This is a genomic window from Massilia sp. AB1 (genome assembly GCF_018119385.1).
In the GTDB taxonomy this organism is placed as follows: Bacteria; Pseudomonadota; Gammaproteobacteria; order Burkholderiales; family Burkholderiaceae_D; genus Telluria.
The window spans coordinates 1-20,276 of sequence record NZ_JAGKSG010000001.1 but is presented as its reverse complement, the minus strand read 5'-3'; the positions used below and the strand labels follow the sequence as shown (position 1 = coordinate 20,276).

At 65.2% G+C, this 20,276-nt stretch carries 18 protein-coding genes; 13 read left to right on the top strand and 5 right to left on the bottom strand.

All coding sequences use genetic code 11. From position 1 onward, the window contains the following. Nucleotides 1-11: 11 nt before the first annotated feature. A complete protein-coding gene (locus tag J8847_RS00090; RefSeq protein WP_229512426.1) occupies nt 12-2,030 on the top strand; it encodes an LTA synthase family protein in 2,019 nt (672 codons plus the stop codon). Nucleotides 2,031-2,099: 69 nt separating this feature from the next. Here the strand turns inward: J8847_RS00090 and J8847_RS00085 are convergent, their stop codons facing one another. Then, nucleotides 2,100-2,552 carry a DUF4440 domain-containing protein gene (locus J8847_RS00085; protein WP_211522654.1) on the bottom strand — a complete coding sequence of 151 codons (453 nt, stop codon included), beginning with the start codon at nt 2,550-2,552 and terminating at the stop codon, nt 2,100-2,102. A gap of 118 nt (nt 2,553-2,670) precedes the next feature. On the opposite strand from J8847_RS00085, the gene J8847_RS00080 reads away from it, so the two are divergent. Genes J8847_RS00080 through J8847_RS00070 form a run of 3 tightly spaced genes read left to right on the top strand, consistent with a single transcriptional unit; the run spans nt 2,671 to nt 4,119 of the window. Then, on the top strand, nt 2,671-3,108 hold the full coding sequence (locus J8847_RS00080; RefSeq protein ID WP_211522653.1) for an MbcA/ParS/Xre antitoxin family protein: 438 nt from the start codon (nt 2,671-2,673) through the stop codon (nt 3,106-3,108). Beyond that, nucleotides 3,109-3,795: an RES family NAD+ phosphorylase gene (locus J8847_RS00075; RefSeq protein ID WP_211522652.1), complete on the top strand. Its 687-nt coding sequence runs from the start codon at nt 3,109-3,111 to the stop codon at nt 3,793-3,795. A 3-nt stretch (nt 3,796-3,798) separates the two neighbouring features. Beyond that, nucleotides 3,799-4,119, top strand: coding sequence for a DUF2288 domain-containing protein (locus tag J8847_RS00070; RefSeq protein WP_211522651.1), 321 nt, complete (start codon nt 3,799-3,801; stop codon nt 4,117-4,119). Between the two features lie 154 nt (nt 4,120-4,273). On the opposite strand, the gene J8847_RS00065 is transcribed toward J8847_RS00070, so the two are convergent. Then, nucleotides 4,274-4,663 (bottom strand): sel1 repeat family protein, encoded by a 390-nt coding sequence (locus J8847_RS00065; RefSeq protein ID WP_211522650.1) that lies wholly within the window; start codon nt 4,661-4,663, stop codon nt 4,274-4,276. After that, a complete protein-coding gene (locus J8847_RS00060) occupies nt 4,660-6,672 on the bottom strand; it encodes a bifunctional 2',3'-cyclic-nucleotide 2'-phosphodiesterase/3'-nucleotidase (RefSeq protein ID WP_211522649.1) in 2,013 nt (670 codons plus the stop codon). Before J8847_RS00060 ends, J8847_RS00065 begins: the two co-directional genes overlap by 4 nt. Nucleotides 6,673-7,015: 343 nt before the next feature. Between J8847_RS00060 and J8847_RS00055 the strand changes: the two genes are divergently transcribed. The 7 genes from J8847_RS00055 (at nt 7,016) to lysS (ending at nt 14,849) form a co-directional block, all read left to right on the top strand. Then, nucleotides 7,016-7,957, top strand: a complete 942-nt coding sequence (locus tag J8847_RS00055; protein WP_211522648.1) for a cohesin domain-containing protein — start codon at nt 7,016-7,018, stop codon at nt 7,955-7,957. 17 nt (nt 7,958-7,974) lie between these two features. Beyond that, nucleotides 7,975-9,432, top strand: a complete 1,458-nt coding sequence (locus tag J8847_RS00050; RefSeq protein WP_211522647.1) for a triacylglycerol lipase — start codon at nt 7,975-7,977, stop codon at nt 9,430-9,432. A gap of 11 nt (nt 9,433-9,443) precedes the next feature. Then, nucleotides 9,444-11,111, top strand: a complete 1,668-nt coding sequence (locus J8847_RS00045; protein ID WP_211522646.1) for a choice-of-anchor X domain-containing protein — start codon at nt 9,444-9,446, stop codon at nt 11,109-11,111. 32 nt (nt 11,112-11,143) lie between these two features. Next, nucleotides 11,144-11,449, top strand: a complete 306-nt coding sequence (locus tag J8847_RS00040) for a hypothetical protein (protein ID WP_211522645.1) — start codon at nt 11,144-11,146, stop codon at nt 11,447-11,449. Between the two features lie 70 nt (nt 11,450-11,519). Next, a protein-coding gene (gene prfB / locus J8847_RS00035) for a peptide chain release factor 2 (protein WP_211522644.1) occupies nt 11,520-12,624 on the top strand; the annotation gives its coding sequence in 2 pieces (ribosomal slippage) (nt 11,520-11,600 and nt 11,602-12,624; 1,104 coding nt in all). A gap of 1 nt (nt 12,625) precedes the next feature. After that, nucleotides 12,626-13,297, top strand: coding sequence for an HAD family phosphatase (locus J8847_RS00030; RefSeq protein ID WP_211522643.1), 672 nt, complete (start codon nt 12,626-12,628; stop codon nt 13,295-13,297). A 16-nt stretch (nt 13,298-13,313) separates the two neighbouring features. Further along, nucleotides 13,314-14,849 (top strand): lysine--tRNA ligase, encoded by a 1,536-nt coding sequence (gene lysS, locus J8847_RS00025; protein WP_211522642.1) that lies wholly within the window; start codon nt 13,314-13,316, stop codon nt 14,847-14,849. A 177-nt stretch (nt 14,850-15,026) separates the two neighbouring features. On the opposite strand, the gene ppnN is transcribed toward lysS, so the two are convergent. Next, nucleotides 15,027-16,397 carry a nucleotide 5'-monophosphate nucleosidase PpnN gene (gene ppnN / locus J8847_RS00020; protein WP_211522641.1) on the bottom strand — a complete coding sequence of 457 codons (1,371 nt, stop codon included), beginning with the start codon at nt 16,395-16,397 and terminating at the stop codon, nt 15,027-15,029. A 257-nt stretch (nt 16,398-16,654) separates the two neighbouring features. Here ppnN and J8847_RS00015 point away from each other — a divergent pair, with 257 nt between their 5' ends. Beyond that, the gene (locus tag J8847_RS00015; RefSeq protein ID WP_211522640.1) at nt 16,655-18,163 is read left to right on the top strand and encodes a peptide MFS transporter; all 1,509 of its coding nucleotides are present in this window, start codon (nt 16,655-16,657) and stop codon (nt 18,161-18,163) included. A 142-nt stretch (nt 18,164-18,305) separates the two neighbouring features. Here J8847_RS00015 and J8847_RS00010 read toward each other — a convergent pair whose 3' ends face one another. Next, on the bottom strand, nt 18,306-19,205 hold the full coding sequence (locus J8847_RS00010) for a LysR substrate-binding domain-containing protein (RefSeq protein ID WP_211522639.1): 900 nt from the start codon (nt 19,203-19,205) through the stop codon (nt 18,306-18,308). A gap of 106 nt (nt 19,206-19,311) precedes the next feature. Between J8847_RS00010 and J8847_RS00005 the strand changes: the two genes are divergently transcribed. After that, a complete protein-coding gene (locus J8847_RS00005) occupies nt 19,312-20,235 on the top strand; it encodes an NAD-dependent epimerase/dehydratase family protein (RefSeq protein ID WP_211522638.1) in 924 nt (307 codons plus the stop codon). The last annotated feature ends 41 nt before the right edge of the window (nt 20,236-20,276 follow it).

Here is a 20,276-nt window from a genome sequence, read left to right as displayed (position 1 = left end):
CAGGGGCTGCCATGCGCGTCGATCCCAACACCATCTTCCACCAGCCTTCCTTCGGCAGGCAACCCTTGAGCACCAGCGCCGCATGGCTGGCCCGGATCACGCGCTGGGCCGGGCCCTACGTCAGCCTGGTGCAGATGCTTGTGATCGGGCTGGCGCTGCTGTCGCTCTCGCGCCTCGGGCTGATGGCCTGGCAATGGGATCGCGTATCCGCCACCGGCATCGCCGGCACCATGCTGGTCCAGGGCGTGCGCGCCGACCTGATCCTGATGGGCTACCTGTTCGTGCTCCCCCTGGTCCTGGCGCCCTTCCTGGCTTACCGCAAGACGCAGCGCGCCTGGCGCATCCTGACGGTGGCCTGGGCCGCCTGTGGACTGATCTTCGTGGTGTTCATGGAGGTCTCGACGCCGCAATTCATCATGCAGTACGACGTGCGGCCGAACCGGCTGTTCGTCGAATACCTGTCGCACCCGCGCGAAGTGGGCGCCACCCTGTGGAACGGCTTTCGCATCGCCCTGCTGCTGGGCGTGGGCGCGACCATCGTGCTGGGCGTGAGCCTGCTCCGCCTCCTGAAGGCCGCTTCCACCGGCGCCGGCCTGTGGTCCGCGAAGAAGCTGCTCCTGACCTGGCCGCTGATCGTGCTGGTGGTGTTCTTCCAGATCCGGTCGACCACCGCCCACCGCCCGGCCAACCCGGCGCTGTTCGCCCTGACCAAGGATGCGATGGTCAATTCGCTGATCGTGAACTCCCCCTGGTCGGTGCTGGACGCGATCAATTCGATGGGCAAGGAAGCCAAGTCGTCCGAGATCTATGGCAAGCTGCCGCGCGAGACGGTTTTCGCTCAGGTGAAGGCGGCGCCGTGGCTGAAGGACCACCAGTTCCCGAACGCCGAACTGCCGACCTTGCACCGCCAGCTGGCGGCCGTCCAGCGCGCCAAGCCGCTCAACCTGGTGATCGTGCTCGAGGAAAGCCTGGGCGCGACCTTCGTGCAGTCGCTGGGCGGCCTGCCGGTCACTCCGGAATTGGAAAAGCTGAAGGGTGAAGGCTGGTGGTTCGAGCAGCTCTACGCGACCGGCACCCGCTCGGTGCGCGGCATCGAGGCCGTGATCGCCGGCTTCCCGCCGACGCCGGCGCGCAGCGTGGTCAAGCTCTCGCTGGCGCAGCAGAACTTCTACACCCTGGCCGCTGGCCTGGGCCAGCAGGGCTACCACACCGAGTTCGTGTACGGCGGCGAAGCGCACTTCGACAACATGCGCAGCTTCTTCACCGGGAACGGCTTCCAGAGCGTGGTCGACCAGGCACAGATGAAGCCGAAGTTCGTGGGCAGCTGGGGCGCTTCGGACGAAGACCTGTTCGATAAATCGCTGGAGCGCCTGAAGCACCTGCATGGACAGGGCAAGCCTTTCTTCAGCCTGATCTTCAGCTCCTCGAACCACGAGCCTTTCGAATTCCCGGATGGGAAGATCAGCCTGCACGATCCGGCCAAGCAGACCGTCAATAACGCGGTCAAGTACGCCGACTTCGCGCTCGGCCAATTCATCCGCGAAGCCAAGAAGCAGGAGTACTGGAAGGATACGGTATTCCTGATCGTGGCCGACCACGACAACCGTGTGTACGGCAACAGCCTGGTGCCGATCAAGAAGTTCCACATTCCCGGGCTGATCCTGGGAGCGGACATCCAGCCGAAGCGCATCGCGACCATCGCCAGCCAGGTGGACCTGGGACCGACCCTGCTGTCGCTGCTGGGCGTGTCGAGCGAGCACCCGATGATCGGACGCGACTTCGCGCGCGACGACGCGACGCCGGGACGGGCGCTGATCCAGTTCAACGATTACTTCGCGTGGCTCGAGGGCGAGTCCGCGACCATCCTGCGGCCGGGGCAGGCGCCGCTGCTGGCGAAGTACGAGGCGGCCAGCGGCAAGGTCGACTTCAATGCAGGGACGCCAAGCAAGGCGCAGGTGGAGCAGGCGATGGCGCACGTGATGCTGCCGTCGCTGTTGTATCGCGAACAGCGTTACCGGTTGGGAAAATAGTTACACTGTGCTTCGTCATCCCCGCGAAGGCGGGGATGACGTTTTTCGACTAATGGTGAGTGCAGAAAGTTACTTCTTGCACTCACAAAAATCCGACCCCCGATCGAACACCACCCTCCACTTCCCCGGCGCTTCCAGCCGCCAGATCGAATTGAAGCGCCCGATCTTCTTCCCGCTGCGGTCGTAGATCGGCCCGCCGCTATACGCCAGCGTCCCCGAGTCCACCACCTCCACCTCTTCCGGCTCCCACGAGAACGGCGCTGCAGGCTTGTCGAAATACTTGCGCCAGCCCTGCGCCACGGCCTGCTTGCCGCGCAACGCGCCCTCGCCGGACATGAAAATGGCCTCATCCGCCACGAAGCGGGTAAAACCCTCGAAATCGCGTGCCTTCATGGTCGCGGCAAAAGCCCGTTCGCTATCCGCCACCTGTTTCCTGAGGTCCTCGTGGGGCCCCCGTGCACTGCTGCCCGTCGCCGCCAGCATGAGACAGGCGGTCAGCAGAGAAATCGTACGTAGACGCATGGACAAATCCTTTTCGATTTGGCAAGTTTGCGATTCTGTCACGGTACCACACACTTGACAACCACCGGTTGCAAATCCTCCAAAAACGGAGTATAAAGACTCCATATTCGGAGGAACCATGAGCCTAGCCTATTCATACCCCAAGAGCCGATTCGAGCCGGCCGTGCTGGTCGACCTGAATTCGAAGGCCGAGCGCGAGCGTTTGTCGCGCTCGGCCTTGAAGGGCTTCTTCAAGCTGGCCGGGGCCTGGCAGCTGCGCGAGGACGATGCGCGCGAACTGCTCGGCGGCCTGTCCTCGTCCTCGTACTACGACTGGAAAAAGAACCCGGACCGGGTGCTCGAAGTCGACCGCATCACCCGCATTTCCTATTTGCTGGGCGTCTACAAGGCCCTGCACATCCTCTACGGCGACAAGCTTGCCGACGAATGGATCCACCTGCCCAACACCAATCCGGTCTTCGCCGGACGCACTCCGCTCGCCTACATGCTGGCCGGCGGCCTGATCGCGATGCAAACGGTACGCAAACTGCTGGACGCGCGCCGCGGAGGGTTGTGAGTGACCCTGATTCCCAAACTCACTCCGCTGCGCCAGTTCGATACCTGCCGCCTGATTCCATCCCGCTTCGCCGACCTGGAAGATTCCGTCCTCGCCCCGCTGGCCGAGGACGACGACATGCTGCGCGACCTGTTTGATCTCGACAACGCCACCAACGAGCGCCTGCGCGGGGAATCCGGCCTGCTGCCCGGGATCGGCATGGACGAGCTGGTGTTCGGCGTGCCGAACTTCCGCATCATCAACGCCGCCTTCACCTATGCGCGGCCCGAGGGCAGCCGCTTCAACGACGGCGAGCGCGGCGCCTGGTATTGCGCTTTCGCCGCCGAGACCTCGCTGGCCGAGGTTATCTTCCACAAGACGGTCGAGTACCACGAGATCAACCGCTTCGACGACAGCGTGACCTACCAGTGCCTGCTGGCCGACTTCGGCGCGCCCTTCCACGACCTGCGCGGCATCGCGGCCTACGAGGATTGCCTGGACCCGCGCAGCTACGTGGCGTCCCAGGCGCTGGCCGCCGAACTGCTCGACACGGGTTCGATGGGCGTGATCTACCCGAGCGTGCGCCATCCCGGCGGCACCTGCCTGGCCTGCTTCCGGCCCGCACTGGTGGGCAATGTTCGCAAGGCCCAGACCTATCGGTTAACATGGCGGGGTTCGCCGCAGCCCGCGGTGGAGATCCTGAGCTGAGCCATGAAGACCAATCCCGAAAAAGACACCGAACTGCACGACAAGATCAACCGCGAGACCGGCCGCGTCAAATGGAGCGAACTGGAGCGCCACTTCGCCAGCGGCTCGGTGGTGTATGTGAGCGAGGAGCTGGACCTGATCGACGTGGCGCTGCGCATCGCGCACGACGACAAGGAGAGCATCACGCAGTGGATGCAGTCGGGGAAAGTGGCCAAGGTGAGCGACCAGCAGGCGCAGACCTGGACGGCGGCGGATGCGACGCTCTGGGCGTCGGTGGTGAGTCCGTTTGTGCTGGTGCAGCCGGAGAAGAGGCAGCTTCACTGAGCAGGGCAACTTGGGCGGAACAATGCCAGTGGCATTGTTCCGGCCTCCGCCGGGATGACGTGCACAGGTCGCGTACTGTCGCTAATTCCGTCAGTCCGCAGTTCTACAACGTCATCCCGGCGAAGGCCGGGACCCAAGTTTTCCAAGCAAACCGCTAACGCGAAACCTCACCCCGGTGCGTCAACGCATGCGCCGCCCTCCGCATCAGCTGCGCCGCCTTGACCGGATCCGGCTCCATCAAGGCCAGCTGCTGCCACGCCTCCGCGCAATCCAGCTGCGCCGCAGCCTCCAGCAGCCGCCGTGCCTCCGCCTCGTCGCGCGCCACCCCATCAGCCGCCAACAACATGTTCGCCAGGATGAACATCGCCTCCGGCACCTCGCGCCGCGCCGCCACGCCCAGCCAGTGCGCCGCCAGCGCCGGCTCGCCATTGCTGCGGTAAGCCAGCCCGCGCCTTAGCGCCGCGTCGCCCTCGTCGCCATGCTGGGCCGCCGCCGGCTGCGCCAGCACCAGCGCCGCCATGGCCATCACGATAAAACGATTCATTTCGACAGATCGATCACGTACAGCGCCGTGCCCTTGCCGCGCCCGTCGTCCGGCAGGACCTGGCTGACATTCTGCAGCCCCGCCTCGTGCGCCAGCCCGATCATGCCCGGCGCCGAATGGAACACCACCGGCCCCGCCGTCTTCACCGGCGCGAAACGCCAACTGCGCGCGGCGCCATGCGCGGCGCGGGTCAGCTGCCTGGTTTCCTTGATGTAGGCGATCAAGACGTCGCGGCTGTTGTCCGGCGAGGCGATCACGGTCTTGCTGCCGTCCAGGCCGGGGAAGTTGCCGCCGCCGCTGGCACGGTAGTTATTGGTCGCCACCAGGAATTCCTGCGCGGCGTCGATCCGCTTGCCGCGCCAGCTCAGGTTGCGGATGCGCTCGCCGGGCGCCCGGGTAACGTCGATCTCGTAGCTGACGTCGAGGCTGGTGATAGTGTCGAAGTTATAGCTCGGTACGGCCAGGTTCACCAGTTCCTGCGGCTCGGCCTTGCCCGGGTCGATGGTGTTGAAGCGCTGCGCCGCCTTTTCCAGCCAGGCCTTGAGCTGCGCGCCATCCACCTTTACCGCGTACAGGGCGTTCGGATACAGGTAGAGGTCGGCCGCGTTGTTGAGCGCCAGTGCGCCCGCCTTCACGTCCGTGTAGTCCGACGGTCCCGCCACCCCGCTCTTGAAAGGCGCCGATACCGACAGCACCGGCAGCCTGGCGTACTGCGGCAGGTTGGCCGCGACGTACTTCGCCACATACGCGGTCTGCGCCTGGTTCACCACCTGAATCGCCGACACATCGCCGACGTCGGCGAAATAGGTCGACATGCGGAAGGCGGTGCTGCCGACCGGCGTCTTGACGTAGTCGATGGTGGCCTCGTGCTCCGCCTTCACCAGCGCCAGCACTTCCGGATCGGCATCGACGAAGGACTTGGCGCCGGTCTGGGCGGCGCGCGCCTGCACGAAGGTCTTGTCCTTCTCGACCTGCCAGCGCTTGCCGTCGTGCTTCAGGTGCAGGCCGATCACGCCCAGGTGCTTGCCCCACAGGTTGGCCATCACGGTCGGCACGCCGTGCACGAAGCCGCGCGCCTTGTCCACGCCCGGCAGGTTGAACTGGGCGACGGTGCTCTCAGCGTTCGGGAACAGCTGGTGCGAGTGCCCCAGCAGCATGGCGTCCACGCCCGGCACTTGCGCCAGGTAGTAGTTGGCGTTCTCCATCGTGGGCGAATAGCGGCTTGCGTCCAGCCCGCCGTGCGAGATCGCCACCACCAGCTCGGCGCCTTTGGCGCGCATCTCGGGGATGTACTTCTCGGCCGCCTCGCGCACACCCTCGGTGTAGACGCGGCCTTCGAGCCAGCGCTTGTCCCAGGACATGATAGTCGGCGGCGCGAAGCCGATGATGCCGACCTTGACGGTCGCGCTCACCGGCTTGCCGGCGCCGTCCACACCGGTGATCTTCTTGTCGATGATGCGGTAAGGCGCGAACAAGGGCTTCCCGGTCTTGGCGCTGTAGACGTTGGCCAGCACCACCGGGAAGGCCGGCCCCGCGCACTTCTTCCCGGCCTTGACGCCCTTGACCTCGAAACGGCTGCCGGTCACCTGGCCCAGGTAGGCCAGGCCGTAGTTGAACTCGTGGTTGCCGACGCCCGCGCCGTCGTAGCCGAGCTTGTTCATGATCTTGTATATGCCGAGCGTCTCGCCGCAGCCGAGCGGCTTGACCAGGGCCTGGTAGTCGGCCAGCGCGTTGCCCTGGATCGTATCGCCGTTGTCGAGCAGGAGGGTGTTCGGGAATTCCTTGCGCGCCTGCGCGATCAGGCTGGCCGTGCGGTCCAGGCCGAACGAGGGCTCGGGCGCCAGTTTGTAGTAGTCGTAGCCCACCACGTTCGCGTGCAGGTCGGTAGTTTCCAGGACGGCCAGCATGGCGCTTGCGCCTGCCAGTTTCGCCGTCGCGGGCGTGGCCGACCAGGCGGCGCCGGAGGCGCCCAGTACGACGGGAATCAGGAACAAAGTGGGGAAACGCATGGCGGAGAGCAATCAATGGCAAACGCCGCATGATACGCAGGGCCTCACCATGCATCAAGGGCAAGCCTCGGCCAGGCCCTTCTCTGTCGGCTTTCTTTACATGCATACAAGAAGCGCCGAGCGCCTGGATTCGATGGGGAAACTACCCAAAAGGCCGACTCGCCACCCTTGCTGCATGAAAAGTTTATTAACTTTGTGTCGGTTGTCTTTACACGGATGACAACTTTACTCGTCCTTCCATGGTGATTTCCGGTAGGCACGATTAATGCTCTGTTTCCGCGCTGAACGACCAACATGGCGTTCTGTCCACGGGTATGTCCCTAACAATTCTAAAGAGGTTTCCATGCATATTTTTCGGTTGCTGTCCCGAAATATTAGTTGCGCGCTGCTCGCCGCGGCCGCCTGTGCCGCCCCTAGCGCAGGCGCGGCCACCATTTCCGTCGCCTCGTCCGCCTCGCAAGTCGCGCTCGGCCAGAGCTTCCGCGTCGACTTCCGCATCGCCGGCTTGAGCGCCGCGCAATACGACTCGCTGGGCGGCTTCGATCTCGACGTGCTGTTCGACACCAGCGTGCTCGAATTCGCCGGCTTCAGCTTCCTCGACGCCGCGGCCAGCAGCAACCAGCTCGACCTCCCGGAACCCGGCTCCTTCGGCTTCTTCGGCGACGCCAGCGCTGCCGGTGGCACCATCGACGCCTATGGCGTCTCGGGCAACAGCTCGGCGGTCCTCGACGGCGGCCAGGCCGGCGCCTTCCGCTTCCTGTCGCTGGACTTCAAGGCGCTGGCCGCCCATGCCGGCACCGCGATCCAGATCGATCTCGCCGACCCGAACCTGCTCTTCCTCGACAGCGGCGCCGGCCTGCTGGACACGAACTACAGCACTGCGCGCGTGCAGGTCGCCATCGGCCAGACCGCTCCGGTGCCGGAACCCGAGACCCTGGCCCTGCTCGGCCTCGGCGCCCTCGGCCTGGCCGCTGCCCGCCGCCGCAAGGCCGGCGGCGCCCTGCTTGCCGCCGCCATCCTGGCCGCCGGCCCCGCCACCGCCCAGACCTCCGCACCGGCGCCCAAGGCGGCCCCGGCGGCGCAAGCCTCAGCCGGCACGCCCGTGAGCGGCGAGGTGGTCGAAGTGCGCGGCAAGCGCGTCCTGCTGCGCCTGGCGAGCGGCGAATCGCGCTGGGTGTCGTCCACCCAGGAACTGAGCCCGGCGGACGTCGGCAAGAAACTCAGCGCCAGGCTCGCGCCGCGCGGCGACGCCGTCGTCATGAGCGACATCACGTTCACCAACTGACCGCCACGGAGCCCACCATGCACAACGCCATCAAAGCGCTTCTGCTGCCCATCGCGGCCGGCCTGCTGCTGCCGCTCTCCGCGCAGGCGCAGAACTCGTCGCCTTTCACCCCGCCCGAGGAAAAGCTCGGCACCTATGTCGTCAATTCCGGTTCCGGCCTGGACACCGGCTGCAGCTACCGCAGCGAGGGCCCGCTGCGCATCAGCATCACGATTCCGAAGCTGGTCAACGACACCCAGCTGAACGCGGACGGCACCCTCAAGGACGCGGCCAAGCTGGTCGCCAACGGCGTGCTCTCGGCCCAGTTCGCGCTGCGCTTCCCGGTCTACGACATCGACGACAAGGCCGCCACCGACGGCACCTACCAGCCCGAGGTCGACCGCGTCTCCTTCAACGGCAAGTTCAAGAAGACCCTGGGCGGCTTCGACGGCACCTGGACCGACGACACCATCATGATCCCGATCGAGGAACTCAAGTTCGGCCAGCCGAACGAGATCCGCATCGACATCGACACCGCCAACAGCGACGAATACTGGTGCATGGCGGTCGACTGGGTCTCGGTCGAATTCCACGCCGCGGCGCCCTACATCCTCCAGCACGGCATCTCGGCCGGCGCCGACACCTGGGACGAAGCCTCGGCCAACGGCGTCATCCGCGCCCTCGAGGACCGCGGCGTGCTGTTCGAGCGCTTCTCGCTCGGCGCAGGCCAGGGCGGCAACGGCTCGGTGGCCGCCAACGCGGCCGAACTGCGCACCCGCATCGACAACTTCCTCAAGCCGCTCAAGGCCAAGCAGGTGCACGTGATCGCCCACAGCAAGGGCGGCCTGGACACCCAGGGCCTGCAGGCAATCGGCCCCGAGTTCGAGATCCTGTCGCTGTCGACCCTGTCCACGCCCCACCTGGGCAGCGTCGCCGCGGACATGTCCATCATCCAGAAGACCAAGGCCGACGACAAGATCAACTCGGGCCAGGACCCGAACGGATTCGCCGACGCCTACATCAGCACCTGGACCTTCGGCCAGGGACCGCAGCTGCCTGGCCTGGCGGACCTGACCACGGGCGCCGCCACCACCGCGCTCTCGCTCGGCCTGCGCGGCAACATCCCCAACACCTATACCTACGGCGCCAACGCCGACCTGAACGGGGATAACGACCTGACCCAGCCGGAATCCGACCCGCTGTTCCCGTCGATCGCCCACTACGCCGCGCGCCGCGCCTGGCTCGTGCTGCGCGACTTCCAGTCGGCGCCGATGACCCTGACCACGGTCCCCGGCCGCCTGTGGGGCACGCGCACGGTCCTCACCTACGACACCATCCTGGCCCCGGCTCCCCAGGCCAACGACATCGTGGTGACCCTGCGCTCGGCCCACCCCGGCTACGGCACCCCGCTCGGGAACAATGCGGCGAACCACAGCACGGTCAAGAATGGCCTGAATGTGAACCGCATTCTCGACCTGACCATCCCCCTGAATTAAGCGAGGCCCAGATGAAGATCTTTAACATGACCCAGACCGGCGCCCAGCGTCCGGCCCTGATCCTCGGGTGGCTGCTCGCGCCGTTGTTCCTGCTGCTGATGCTGCTGAGCGGCCGCGCGCTGGCGCAGACCGTGCCGGTGGCGCTCAACCTGCCGGCGACGGTCACCGGCGACATCAACGCCGGCGCCACCCGCCTGGACATTCCCTTCGCCCTCAGCGGCGCCGACAGCCTGTCCTTCGACCTGATCGTGCCGGTCGACGGCGCCGTCTTGACCCTGGTCGACCCGAATGGCGACGTAGTGCTGGGCGCCGGCGACCCGCGCCTGAGTTTCCACCCGGGCTCGGAGCGCACGCCGGCCCTGCCGGGCGGCGTGTTCGTGGCCGAAGCCATCGCCGCGCCCGCGGACGGCACCTGGACCCTGCGCCTTACCTTCCCGGCCGCGCCCGGCCCGACCGTGGCCCTCGGGACCATCATGGCCCGTTCGCGCTACCAGGCCGGCATCGCGATCGAGCGCACCACCCTGCTGGCGGGCGAAGACGTCTCGGTCGGCATGGTGGTGCTGGACAACGGCGCGCCGATCATCGGCCTGAGCCCGTCGATCGCGATCGGCAGCGGCCAGCCTGGCGCCGCCCAGACCGGGTATGACGACGGCAAGACGCCGGACGGCCGCGCCGGCGACGGCGTCTACAGCGTCGACTACACCTTCGCCACCCCGGGCCTGTACGACATCCTGGGCACGGTCACGATCCCGACCCCGAAAGGTCCCGTGCTGCGCACCGCCGCCTCGCAGGTGAACGTCGTGGCGCCGCAGTTGAGCGCGCGCGGCATCCGGCTGGAGACCATCGGCGGCGTGAACGCCTGCGTCGCCACCCTGCGCGCGACGGTCGACGTCGATGTGCTCAAGGCCAGCCGCTACGCCAGCCTGATGCGCCTGGTGGCGCCGAACGGCAAGAGCATCGACGCCCGCAGCGCCAAGGACATGGGGGTCGGCCCCGGCACCCTGGTGGCGAATTTCAGCGCCGCCGACATCAAGGCCAAGCTGGGCGTCGACGGTCCTTACACGCTGGCCCAGGTCGATGCGCTCGACGTCGGCGGCAGCGAGATCGCGCTGGCCTACCGCAAGCGCGAAGCCGGCGCCTTCTCCACCACCCTGGCCAATCTGTGCGCGGATGCGATCGAACTCAAGCCGCAGCTGACCGTGACCCCGGTGCTGCAGGACGGCTACATCGCCTCGTTCAACGCTTCCTTCCCGGTCACGGTGCGCAATGCCGGCTTCTACCAGATCTCGTACAAGGTGATCGGGCGCAATGGCGACATCGGGCTGGTGAACGCCTCGCGCAGCCTGTCGGCGGGCGTAAACAACGTCTCGATGAACTGGGCCTACGATGGCTTCCAGGGCGTGGACGGTCCTTACCGCGCGATCTCGCTGCTGGTGGTCGGCGGCGGCAGCAGCGCGCGCCTGGGCGACATCGGCGCCAGCCAGGCCTACGAGCGCTGGCAGTTCGTGCCCAAGAAGGCGGGTGACCTCGACAACGACGGCGTGGTCGGCGCCGGCGACGTGGCGATCATCAACCAGTACCGCGGCCTGCGCGCCCTGGTGCCGGGCGACCGCCGCGACCTGAACCGCGACGGCCTGATCGATATCCGCGACGCACGGGCCGCCCAGACCATGCGTTAAGATGGGGGCATGAATAGTCGGGTGAGAATCGGATGAGATACAGGAACCGGCCCCTGCTGGCCGCGGCGCTGACCGCGGCCTATTTCGGCGCCGCCATCGGGGCGGTCGCCAGCTTCAACCTCGGCTTGCCGCCCTGGCTGGAGCAGGCGCTCTCCCTGCTGGCGGCGCCGGCCGTCCTCCTGTTGCTCGTTTGGAACCCCGTGCTGCGGCCTCTCGGGCTGCTGCACGGGGAAGCCGTCGCCCTGCCCAAGGGCTGGGTCTGCGTCTTGCTGGTCCTGCTCTACGCCGGGCTTGTCTATTTGATCACCCTTCTTCTCTCCCGCCGCAAGCGTCCATAGCACACTGGCTGACAGGCGTCCTAAGGTATAATCCTGGGTTCGATCCAACTCATACCCACACTTAGCCGCCATGGAAGCTGAACGCATCAACGCCCTCTCCGCCCTGCTGAACGACCTGACCAGCCGTGAAGCCGAACTTCGGAGGTATCTTTGACTTCGATAAGAAGTCGGAGAAACTAGAACAGGTCAACCAGGAACTGGAAGACCCGAGCATCTGGAACGACCAGAAACGCGCCCAGGAAATGGGCAAGGAAAAGAAGGCGCTCGAAGGCGTCGTCCTGACGCTGGAAAAAGCGCGCGCCGACTTGCTTGATGCCGCCGACCTGTTCGAGATGGCGCGCGAAGAAGGCGACGACGACACCCTGCAAGCGGTGGCCGGCGACGTCGATGGCATCCAGAAGATCATCGAGGCGATGGAATTCCGCCGGATGTTCAGCAACCCGATGGACCACGCCAACTGCTTCATCGACATCCAGGCCGGCGCCGGCGGCACCGAGGCCCAGGACTGGGCGTCGATGCTGCTGCGCCAGTACCTGCGTTACTGCGAGCGCAAGGGCTTCAAGGCCGAGGTCATGGAACTGTCCGAGGGCGAGGTCGCGGGCATCAAGACCGCCACCATCAAGGTCGAGGGCGAGTACGCCTACGGCCACCTGCGCACCGAGACCGGCGTGCACCGCCTGGTGCGCAAGTCGCCGTTCGACTCCGCCAACGGCCGCCACACCTCGTTCACCTCGCTGTTCGTCTATCCGGAAGTCGACGAATCCTTCGAGATCGAGATCAATCCGGCCGACGTGCGCATCGACACCTACCGCGCATCGGGCGCGGGCGGCCAGCACATCAACAAGACCGACTCCGCGGTGCGCCTGACGCACGCTCCGTCGGGCATCGTGGTCCAGTGCCAGAACGACCGCTCGCAGCACCGCAACAAGGCGGAAGCCTTCGACATGCTGCGCGCCAAGCTGTTCGAACTCGAGCTGCGCAAGCGCATGGCCGAGCAGCAGAAGCTGGAAGACTCCAAGACCGACGTCGGCTGGGGCCACCAGATCCGTTCCTACGTGCTCGACCAGTCGCGCATCAAGGACCTGCGCACGGGCTTCGAGACCGGCAACACCAAGAACGTGCTGGACGGCGACCTGGACGACTTCATCTCGGCCTCGCTCAAGCAGGGCATCTAAGATGAAGCACGCTGCACGCGCCTTCGTGTTCGACATGGACGGCACGATCGTCGACAACATGGCCTTCCACACGCGTTCGTGGATCGCCTTCTTCGAGCGCCGCGGCCGCGCCATCGATGCGGACGAATTCTTCCGCACCACGGCCGGCCGCCAGGGCAAGGAGATCATCCGCGCCCACATGGGCGAGCATCTCGAGGACGACGAAATCGCGACGCTCAACCACGAGAAGGAAGCGGTGTACCGCGAGCTCTACCTGCCGCACCTGCGGCCGGTCGACGGTTTCGAGGACCTGATCGCCACCGCCAGGGCCAGCGGCACGAAGCTTGCCGTGGCGACCGCGGCGCCGCCGGCCAACATCGAGTTCACGCTCGACGGCCTGGACCTGCGCCGCCATTTCGACGCCGTCGTGGGCGCCACCGACGTCGCGCGCGGCAAACCGCACCCGGACGTGTTCCTGGAAGCGGCCCGCCGCTGCGGCGTCGCGCCGGAACACTGCATCGTGTTCGAGGACGCGCCCCTGGGCGTGGAAGCGGCGCGCCGCGCCGGCATGCGCGCGGTGGTGCTGACCACCACCCTGCCCGCGGCGAGCTTCGCCGAATTCGACAATATCGTGGCCATCGTCAACGACTTCTCCGAGCTGGACGTTGACAGCCTGTTCGCCCGAACAATTTAAAAAGAATCCATCCATCATGACTACGGAAAACCAAGAACAGGCGCCGATCGTGGCCGCCGACGATAACAAGATCATGGCCGAGCGCCGCGCCAAGCTGGCCGCGCTGCGCCAGCAGGGCAATCCCTTCCCGAACGACTTCGTCCCCCAGGACAAGGCGGCCAACCTGACCGAGGAACACGGCGGCAAGAGCCGTGAGGAGCTGGAAGCGTCGCCGGTGGCCGTGGTCCTGGCCGGCCGCATGATGCTCAAGCGCGAAGCCGGCAAGAAGGCCGCGTTCGCGACCCTGCAGGATTCGTCGGGCCCGATGGCCGATGGCCGCATCCAGATCTACGTCACCCTGGACAACGCCGGCCTTGATGCGATGGAAGCCCTGCACCACTACGACCTGGGGGACATCCTGGGCGTGGAAGGCACCCTGTTCAAGACCAAGACCGACGAGCTGACCGTCAAGGTCACCAAGCTGCGCCTGATCGCCAAGTCGCTGCGCCCGCTGCCGGACAAGTTCCACGGCCTGGCCGACCAGGAGACCAAGTACCGCCAGCGCTACGTCGACCTGATCATGAACGAAGAGACGCGCCGCACCTTCAAGGCGCGTACCGCCGCGATGTCGTCGATGCGCCGCTTCATGGAAAAGCACGGCTTCATGGAAGTCGAGACCCCGATGCTGCACCCGATCCCGGGCGGCGCCGCGGCCAAGCCTTTCATCACCCACCACAACGCGCTGGACATGGAAATGTACCTGCGTATCGCGCCTGAACTCTACCTGAAGCGCCTGGTGGTGGGCGGTTTCGACCGCGTGTTCGAAATCAACCGCAACTTCCGCAACGAAGGCGTGTCGGTCCGTCACAACCCGGAATTCACGATGATGGAATTCTATGCGGCCTACACCGACTACAAGTGGATCATGGACTTCACCGAGCAGGTGATCCGCCAGGCCGCGGTCGACGCCCACGGCAGCGCTGTCCTGAGCTACGGCGGCCGCGAGCTGGACCTGTCCAAGCCTTTCCAGCGCCTGACCATCGTCGAAGCGATCGACAAGTACGCGCCGGGCTATACCCCGGAGCAGCTGAACTCGATGGACTTCCTCAAGGAAGAACTGCTGAAGTTCGGCGTCAAGCCTTTCGCCACTTCGGGCCTGGGCGCGCTGCAGCTGGCGCTGTTCGAAGAGACCGCGGAAGCCCTGCTGTGGGAACCGACCTTCATCATCGATTACCCGGTCGAAGTGTCGCCGCTGGCGCGCGCTTCGGACAGCCGCGAAGGCATCACCGAGCGTTTCGAACTGTTCATGGTGGGCCGCGAGATCGCCAACGGCTTCTCGGAGCTGAACGATCCGGAAGACCAGGCGGCGCGTTTCCTGTCGCAAGTGGCCGCCAAGGACGCGGGCGATGAAGAGGCGATGTATTTCGACGCGGATTACATCCGTGCGCTGGAATACGGCATGCCGCCGGCGGGTGGCTGCGGGATCGGCATCGACCGTCTCATGATGCTGATTACGGACTCGCCGAATATCCGTGATGTGCTGCTGTTCCCGCACCTGCGCAAGGAAGACTGAGAATCAGGTATGGCCGCCGTGGCGGCCAGGTGAACAGGCGGACGTGCAAAGCACGCCCGCCTTTTTTATTGTGTGAAAACCGACAGCACTTCCGTCCCCCACCACCCTAAAGACCGTCATACGCGCCACTGGCGCCTACGACGGTTTTGGGGACGGTGGTACTGAAAGCGTCGACGATTATTGGACGATGGTGTAGCACGGGATATACGCCTTCCCCGGCAACTTCATCCTGCTCTGCTCCACAAACGACGCCAGCAAGGCATCCATCGGCCCCATGATCGCGCTCTCGCCCTGGATCTCGTACTTCCCGTACTGCTCGATCGCGCGAATCCCCTCTTCCTTCACATTCCCCGCCACCACCCCGGAGAACGCGCGGCGCAGATTCGCCGCCAGCATGTGCGATTCCTGCGCCCGGTGCAGCTTCAGGTTGCGCATGTTCTCGTGCGTCGGCCGGAACGGACGCTGGAACTCGTGGTCGATCCTGAGTCGCCAGTTGAAGTAGTAGGCGTCGCTGTGCGCCTTGCGGTACTCGCGCACCTGCTTGATCCCCGCCTGCATCTCGCGCGCCACGGCGTCCGGGTCGTCGATGATGATCTTGTAGCGCCGCTGCGCCGCCTCGCCCAGGGTCAGGCCGATGAAGTGGTCGATCTGCGTGAAATACTCGCGCGCCGTGGCCGGGCCCGTGAAGACCAGCGGGAACGGAATCTCCGCATTTTCCGGATGGAGCAGGATGCCCAGGATGTACAGGATCTCTTCCGCCGTGCCGGCGCCGCCCGGAAACACCACGATGCCGTGGCCGGTGCGGACAAACGCCTCCAGGCGCTTCTCGATGTCCGGCATGATCACCAGGTCGTTGACGATCGGGTTCGGCGACTCGGCCGCGATGATGCCCGGCTCCGAGATGCCGAGGTAGCGGCCGCCGCCCAGGCGCTGCTTGGCGTGGCCGATGGTCGCGCCCTTCATCGGGCCCTTCATGGCGCCCGGTCCGCAGCCGGTGCAGATATCGAGCTCGCGCAGGCCGAGCGCGTAGCCGACCCGCTTGGTATATTCGTACTCCACCCGGCTTATCGAGTGGCCGCCCCAGCACACCACCAGGTTGGGATTGCGCTGCGCCTGGAAAACGTTGGCGTTGCGCAGGATGTGGAAGACCGCGTCCGTGATGCCTTCGGTACGGGTCATGTCGAATTTGGGGTTGTCGGTGACGTCGAAATGCACGTACACGATATCGCGCAGCACCGCGAACAGGTGCTCGTGGATACCCTTGATCATCTTGCCGTCGACGAAGGCGTGGGCGGGCGCGCCGCGGATGTCGAGCTTGATGCCGCGCTCGCGCTGCAGGATGCTGATGTCGAAGCTGGCGTAGCGCTCCATCAGCTCCTTGCCGTCATCGATGTCGCTGCCGCTGTTCAGGACCGCCAGCGCGCACTTGCGAAAAATGTCATACAGGCCGGCCTTGCTGGTGTCGAGCAGCTTGGCCACCTCCGCCTTGGACAGCACTTCCAGGCGGCCTTCCGGGGAAATAAGCGTATCGACTACATCATGGGTCATGGTGTTCTTTTCCTTTTCTCTTCTGTGAAACGAGCCACTAAGGGACAGGCCTGATAGGCAATATACGCCAAAGTGCAACATTTTGCCTCCCTCGCGCCTCGGCTCCGTGCGCCTGCCTGCGCGCGTATTAACACAACTGGAAAAAAATCGCTTGAGCTGACAGATATGCACTAGAATGCGTGCCTATTGGAATTATCGGCAAGCCGGTTCTCCATACAACCAATCATCGAGACAAACATTATTTCGGGAGGAACCGCATGAGCGGTGCAGCTACTTCACCTGCCAAGGGACCTATCCCAGAATTCAAGCAGTTCATGGGCCATCCAGCTCCGCTGTGGATGCTGTTCATGACTGAATTCTGGGAACGGTTCGCTTTCTACGGCATCCGTTGGGCCCTGGTGCTTTACATCGTCGCTCAGTTCTACGGCGGCGACGCCGTCGGCCAGGCCGACGCGAACCTGACCTACGGTTCCTACCTCGCGCTGGTCTACGCCGGCGCCGTCTTCGGCGGCTATGTGGCCGACCGCGTCATCGGCTACCAGCGCTCAATTCTCGTCGGCGCCGTCTTCATGGCGGCCGGCCTGTTCATGATCACCATCCCGAGCCAGGACGTCTTCAAGCTCGGACTGGCGACCATCATCGTCGGCAACGGCATGTTCAAGCCGAACATCTCGGCCATGGTCGGCCAGCTGTACGCCATCCATGACACCCGCCGCGACTCGGGCTTCACCATCTTCTACATGGGCATCAACGCCGGCGCCTTCATCTCGCCGATCCTGACCCAGCAGCTGGCGCAGAACGTGTTCAACACCGGCGATACTCCGGCCTACAAGATCGTGTTCTTCGCTTCGGGCGTGGGCATGCTGTTGTCGCTGGTGTGGTTCTACTTCGGCCGCAAGCAGCTCAAGGGCATCGGCGCACCGGTCGGCGAACTGGCCAGCCCGAAGCGCCTGATCGGCGTGGTCGTCGGCTCGCTGGTGGTGATCCCGGTCGTCTACCTGCTGCTGCAGGCCGGCGCCGCCAACCTGCAGATCGTGCTGACCGTGCTGTTCATCATCCTGGCCCTGATGCTGATCGTCGAAGGCGTGCGCGAAGGCGCCGTCTCGCGCGACAAGACCATCGCCATGATGATCATCTTCTTCTTCAACATCCTGTTCTGGTGCTTCTTCGAGCAGGCCGGCAGCTCGTTCACCTTCCTGGCCGAGCAGATCGTGAACCGCGACTTCGGCGACGGCAAGATCTTCCCGGTGGCCTGGTTCCAGTCCGTAAACTCGATCGCCATCATCGTCTGCGCACCGATCATCGCCGCCATCTGGGTGGCCCTGGGCAAGCGCAACACGAACCCGTCGATCCCGCGCAAGTTCGGCCTGGGCATCATCTTCAACGGCCTGGCCTTCGGCCTGCTGATGTATGCGCTGACCCAGCTGATCAACGACCAGGGCAAGATCCCGTTCTGGACCCTGTTCATGGTCTACGTGATCCAGTCGATCGGTGAGCTGTGCCTGTCGCCGATCGGCCTGTCGATGGTCACCAAGCTGGCTCCGACCCGCCTGGTGGGCCTGGGCATGGGCGGCTGGTTCCTGTCGACCGGTATCGGCAACAACCTGTCGGGCATCTTCGCCTCGCACGTGTCGGGCGAGTCCGGCATGTCGGTGGCCTCGGCGCTGGACGGCTATACCTTCGGCTTCTGGATCCTGCTGGGCGGCGGCGTGCTGCTGTTCCTGATCGCTCCGCTGATTCAGAAACTGATGCACGGCGTGAAGTAAAAGATCGTCGCTTCAAATGAGAACGGCAGCCATTCGTGGCTGCCGTTGTTGTTTGTGGTTGCGGTGCGAACTTGGGCCCCGGCCGAGGGGAACGCCGAGTCCCCCTCGGCCGGAACCCAAGTTTGCACACACGGCCCGCAGCTCATCCCTTCTCCAGCGACGCCCGCATCTCCTCCATCTCGCCGACCATCCACGCCCTGAACCGCTGCACCTTGAGCATATGTTCCTTGTGCGGATTCACCAGGAACTTGTACCCATTCGCAAACGGCGCACTGCGCGCCGGAATCTGCCTGAGCGCCCCCTTCACGATATCCTGGAAGGCGATCCCGTAGGGCACGAGCGCCACGCCCTGCCCGGCGACCGCCGCCTGCACCAGCACACCCCAGTGGCTGTACCCGCGCGAGAAGTCGTACTTGCCCTTCAGCGCCTTGTTCTCGTTGAGCAGCTGCAGCCAGGCCTCGGGCGACTGCTCCACCAGCAGGCGGCAATGCGGCAGATCGGCCAGGGTCAGGCCGGCCTGGCCGGGCGCCAGCAGCTCGGGGCTGTACACCGGCACCAGGCGCTCGCGGAACAGCACTGAGGGGTCGCCCTCGCGCACCGGCCCGTAGCGGATCGCCACGTCGGTGCTGTCGGCGTGCAGGTCCACCGGCGCGTCGTTCGAGTCGATGCGGATGTCGAGCTCCGGATACAGCTTGGTGAAGCGGTGCATGCGCGGCACCAGCCACTTGATCGCGAACGAATGCGTAGTCGAGATCCGCAGCACCGATTCCTCGTCGCCGCGCTGCAGCGCCGCCACCTTGGCGCGCAGATCGCCCAGCATGCGCCCGGTGGCGATCGCCAGTTCCTGGCCTTTTTCGGTCAGCGAAATGTGGCGCGGATGGCGCACGAACAAAGGAAAGCCGACGTTTTCCTCGAGCTGCTTGACTTGCTGGCTGACCGCCGCCGGGGTCTTGTGCAGCTCGCGCGCGGCCAGCTTGAAACTGCCCCAGCGCGCCGCGCATTCGAAGTCGATCAGGCCCGACAGGCTGCGCAAAGGCTTCATACCGCCTCCATGCATAAGAATTTCTTATTCAATACCTGTACTTTTTCTAGGTTGAAGGGATTAACTACCAGAAAATACAATATAGCCCATCACACAAGGAAAAGTCATGCCCAAGAATATATTGGTGATTGGTGGCACCCGCTTTTTCGGCAAACTGCTGGTGCAGCGCCTTCTTCTGGCCGGTCACCGTGTGACAATCGCAACACGGGGCTATGCGCCCGATCCTTTCGGCGGCCGCATTACCCGCGTGCGCGTCGACCGCCGCAATGAATCCGCCATGCGCGCCGCCTTCGGCGCCAGCCGTTTCGACATCGTCTACGACCAGATGTGCTATTCGCCGCTCGACGCGGCGATCTCCGTGCGCGTCTTCGGCGGCCGCGTCGGGCGCTACGTGATGACCTCGACCATCGACGCCTACCGCGAACTGGAACCGCTCGGCCGCCCGTTCGCGGAACGCGACCTCAATGTCCACGCCCAGCCCATCGACGCCGGCTACCCCTGGCACGATCCGGCGCGCGCCGTCGAGAGTTATGTGGATGGCAAGATCCAGGCCGAGGCCTACCTGTACCGCGACGGCAGCCTGCCCGTGGTGACGGCGCGCCTGGCCCACGTGCTGGGCGGCCCGGACGACTTCACCGGCCGCCTGGCCCACTACGTCGACCTGGTGCGCCTGCGCGCCGCGCTGCCGTATTCGAACGCCCAGGCGGATGTCTCCTTCATGCAGGCCAAGGAGGCGGCCAATTTCCTGGTGTGGGCGGGCGAACAAAGCTTTACCGGGCCGGTGAACGCCGCCGCGGACGGCCCGCTGTCGGCGTTTGCCCTGCATGCGCGCGTGGCCAAGGCGCTCGACGAGGATGCCTTCCCGCGCCAGGCGGCGCAGGTGGCGGCGCCTGGGGTCCTGTCGCCCTTCGATTTTCCATCGGCGCTGGTGCTCGATACGAGCCGCGCAAAGGCGCTGGGCTACCGCTTCGGGCATACGAACGACTGGATTGATGTGGTCATTCGGCAGCACGATCTGGCTTACGTTTGAACTCGGGTCCACACAGCATATAAAAAAGCCGGCTTTCGCCG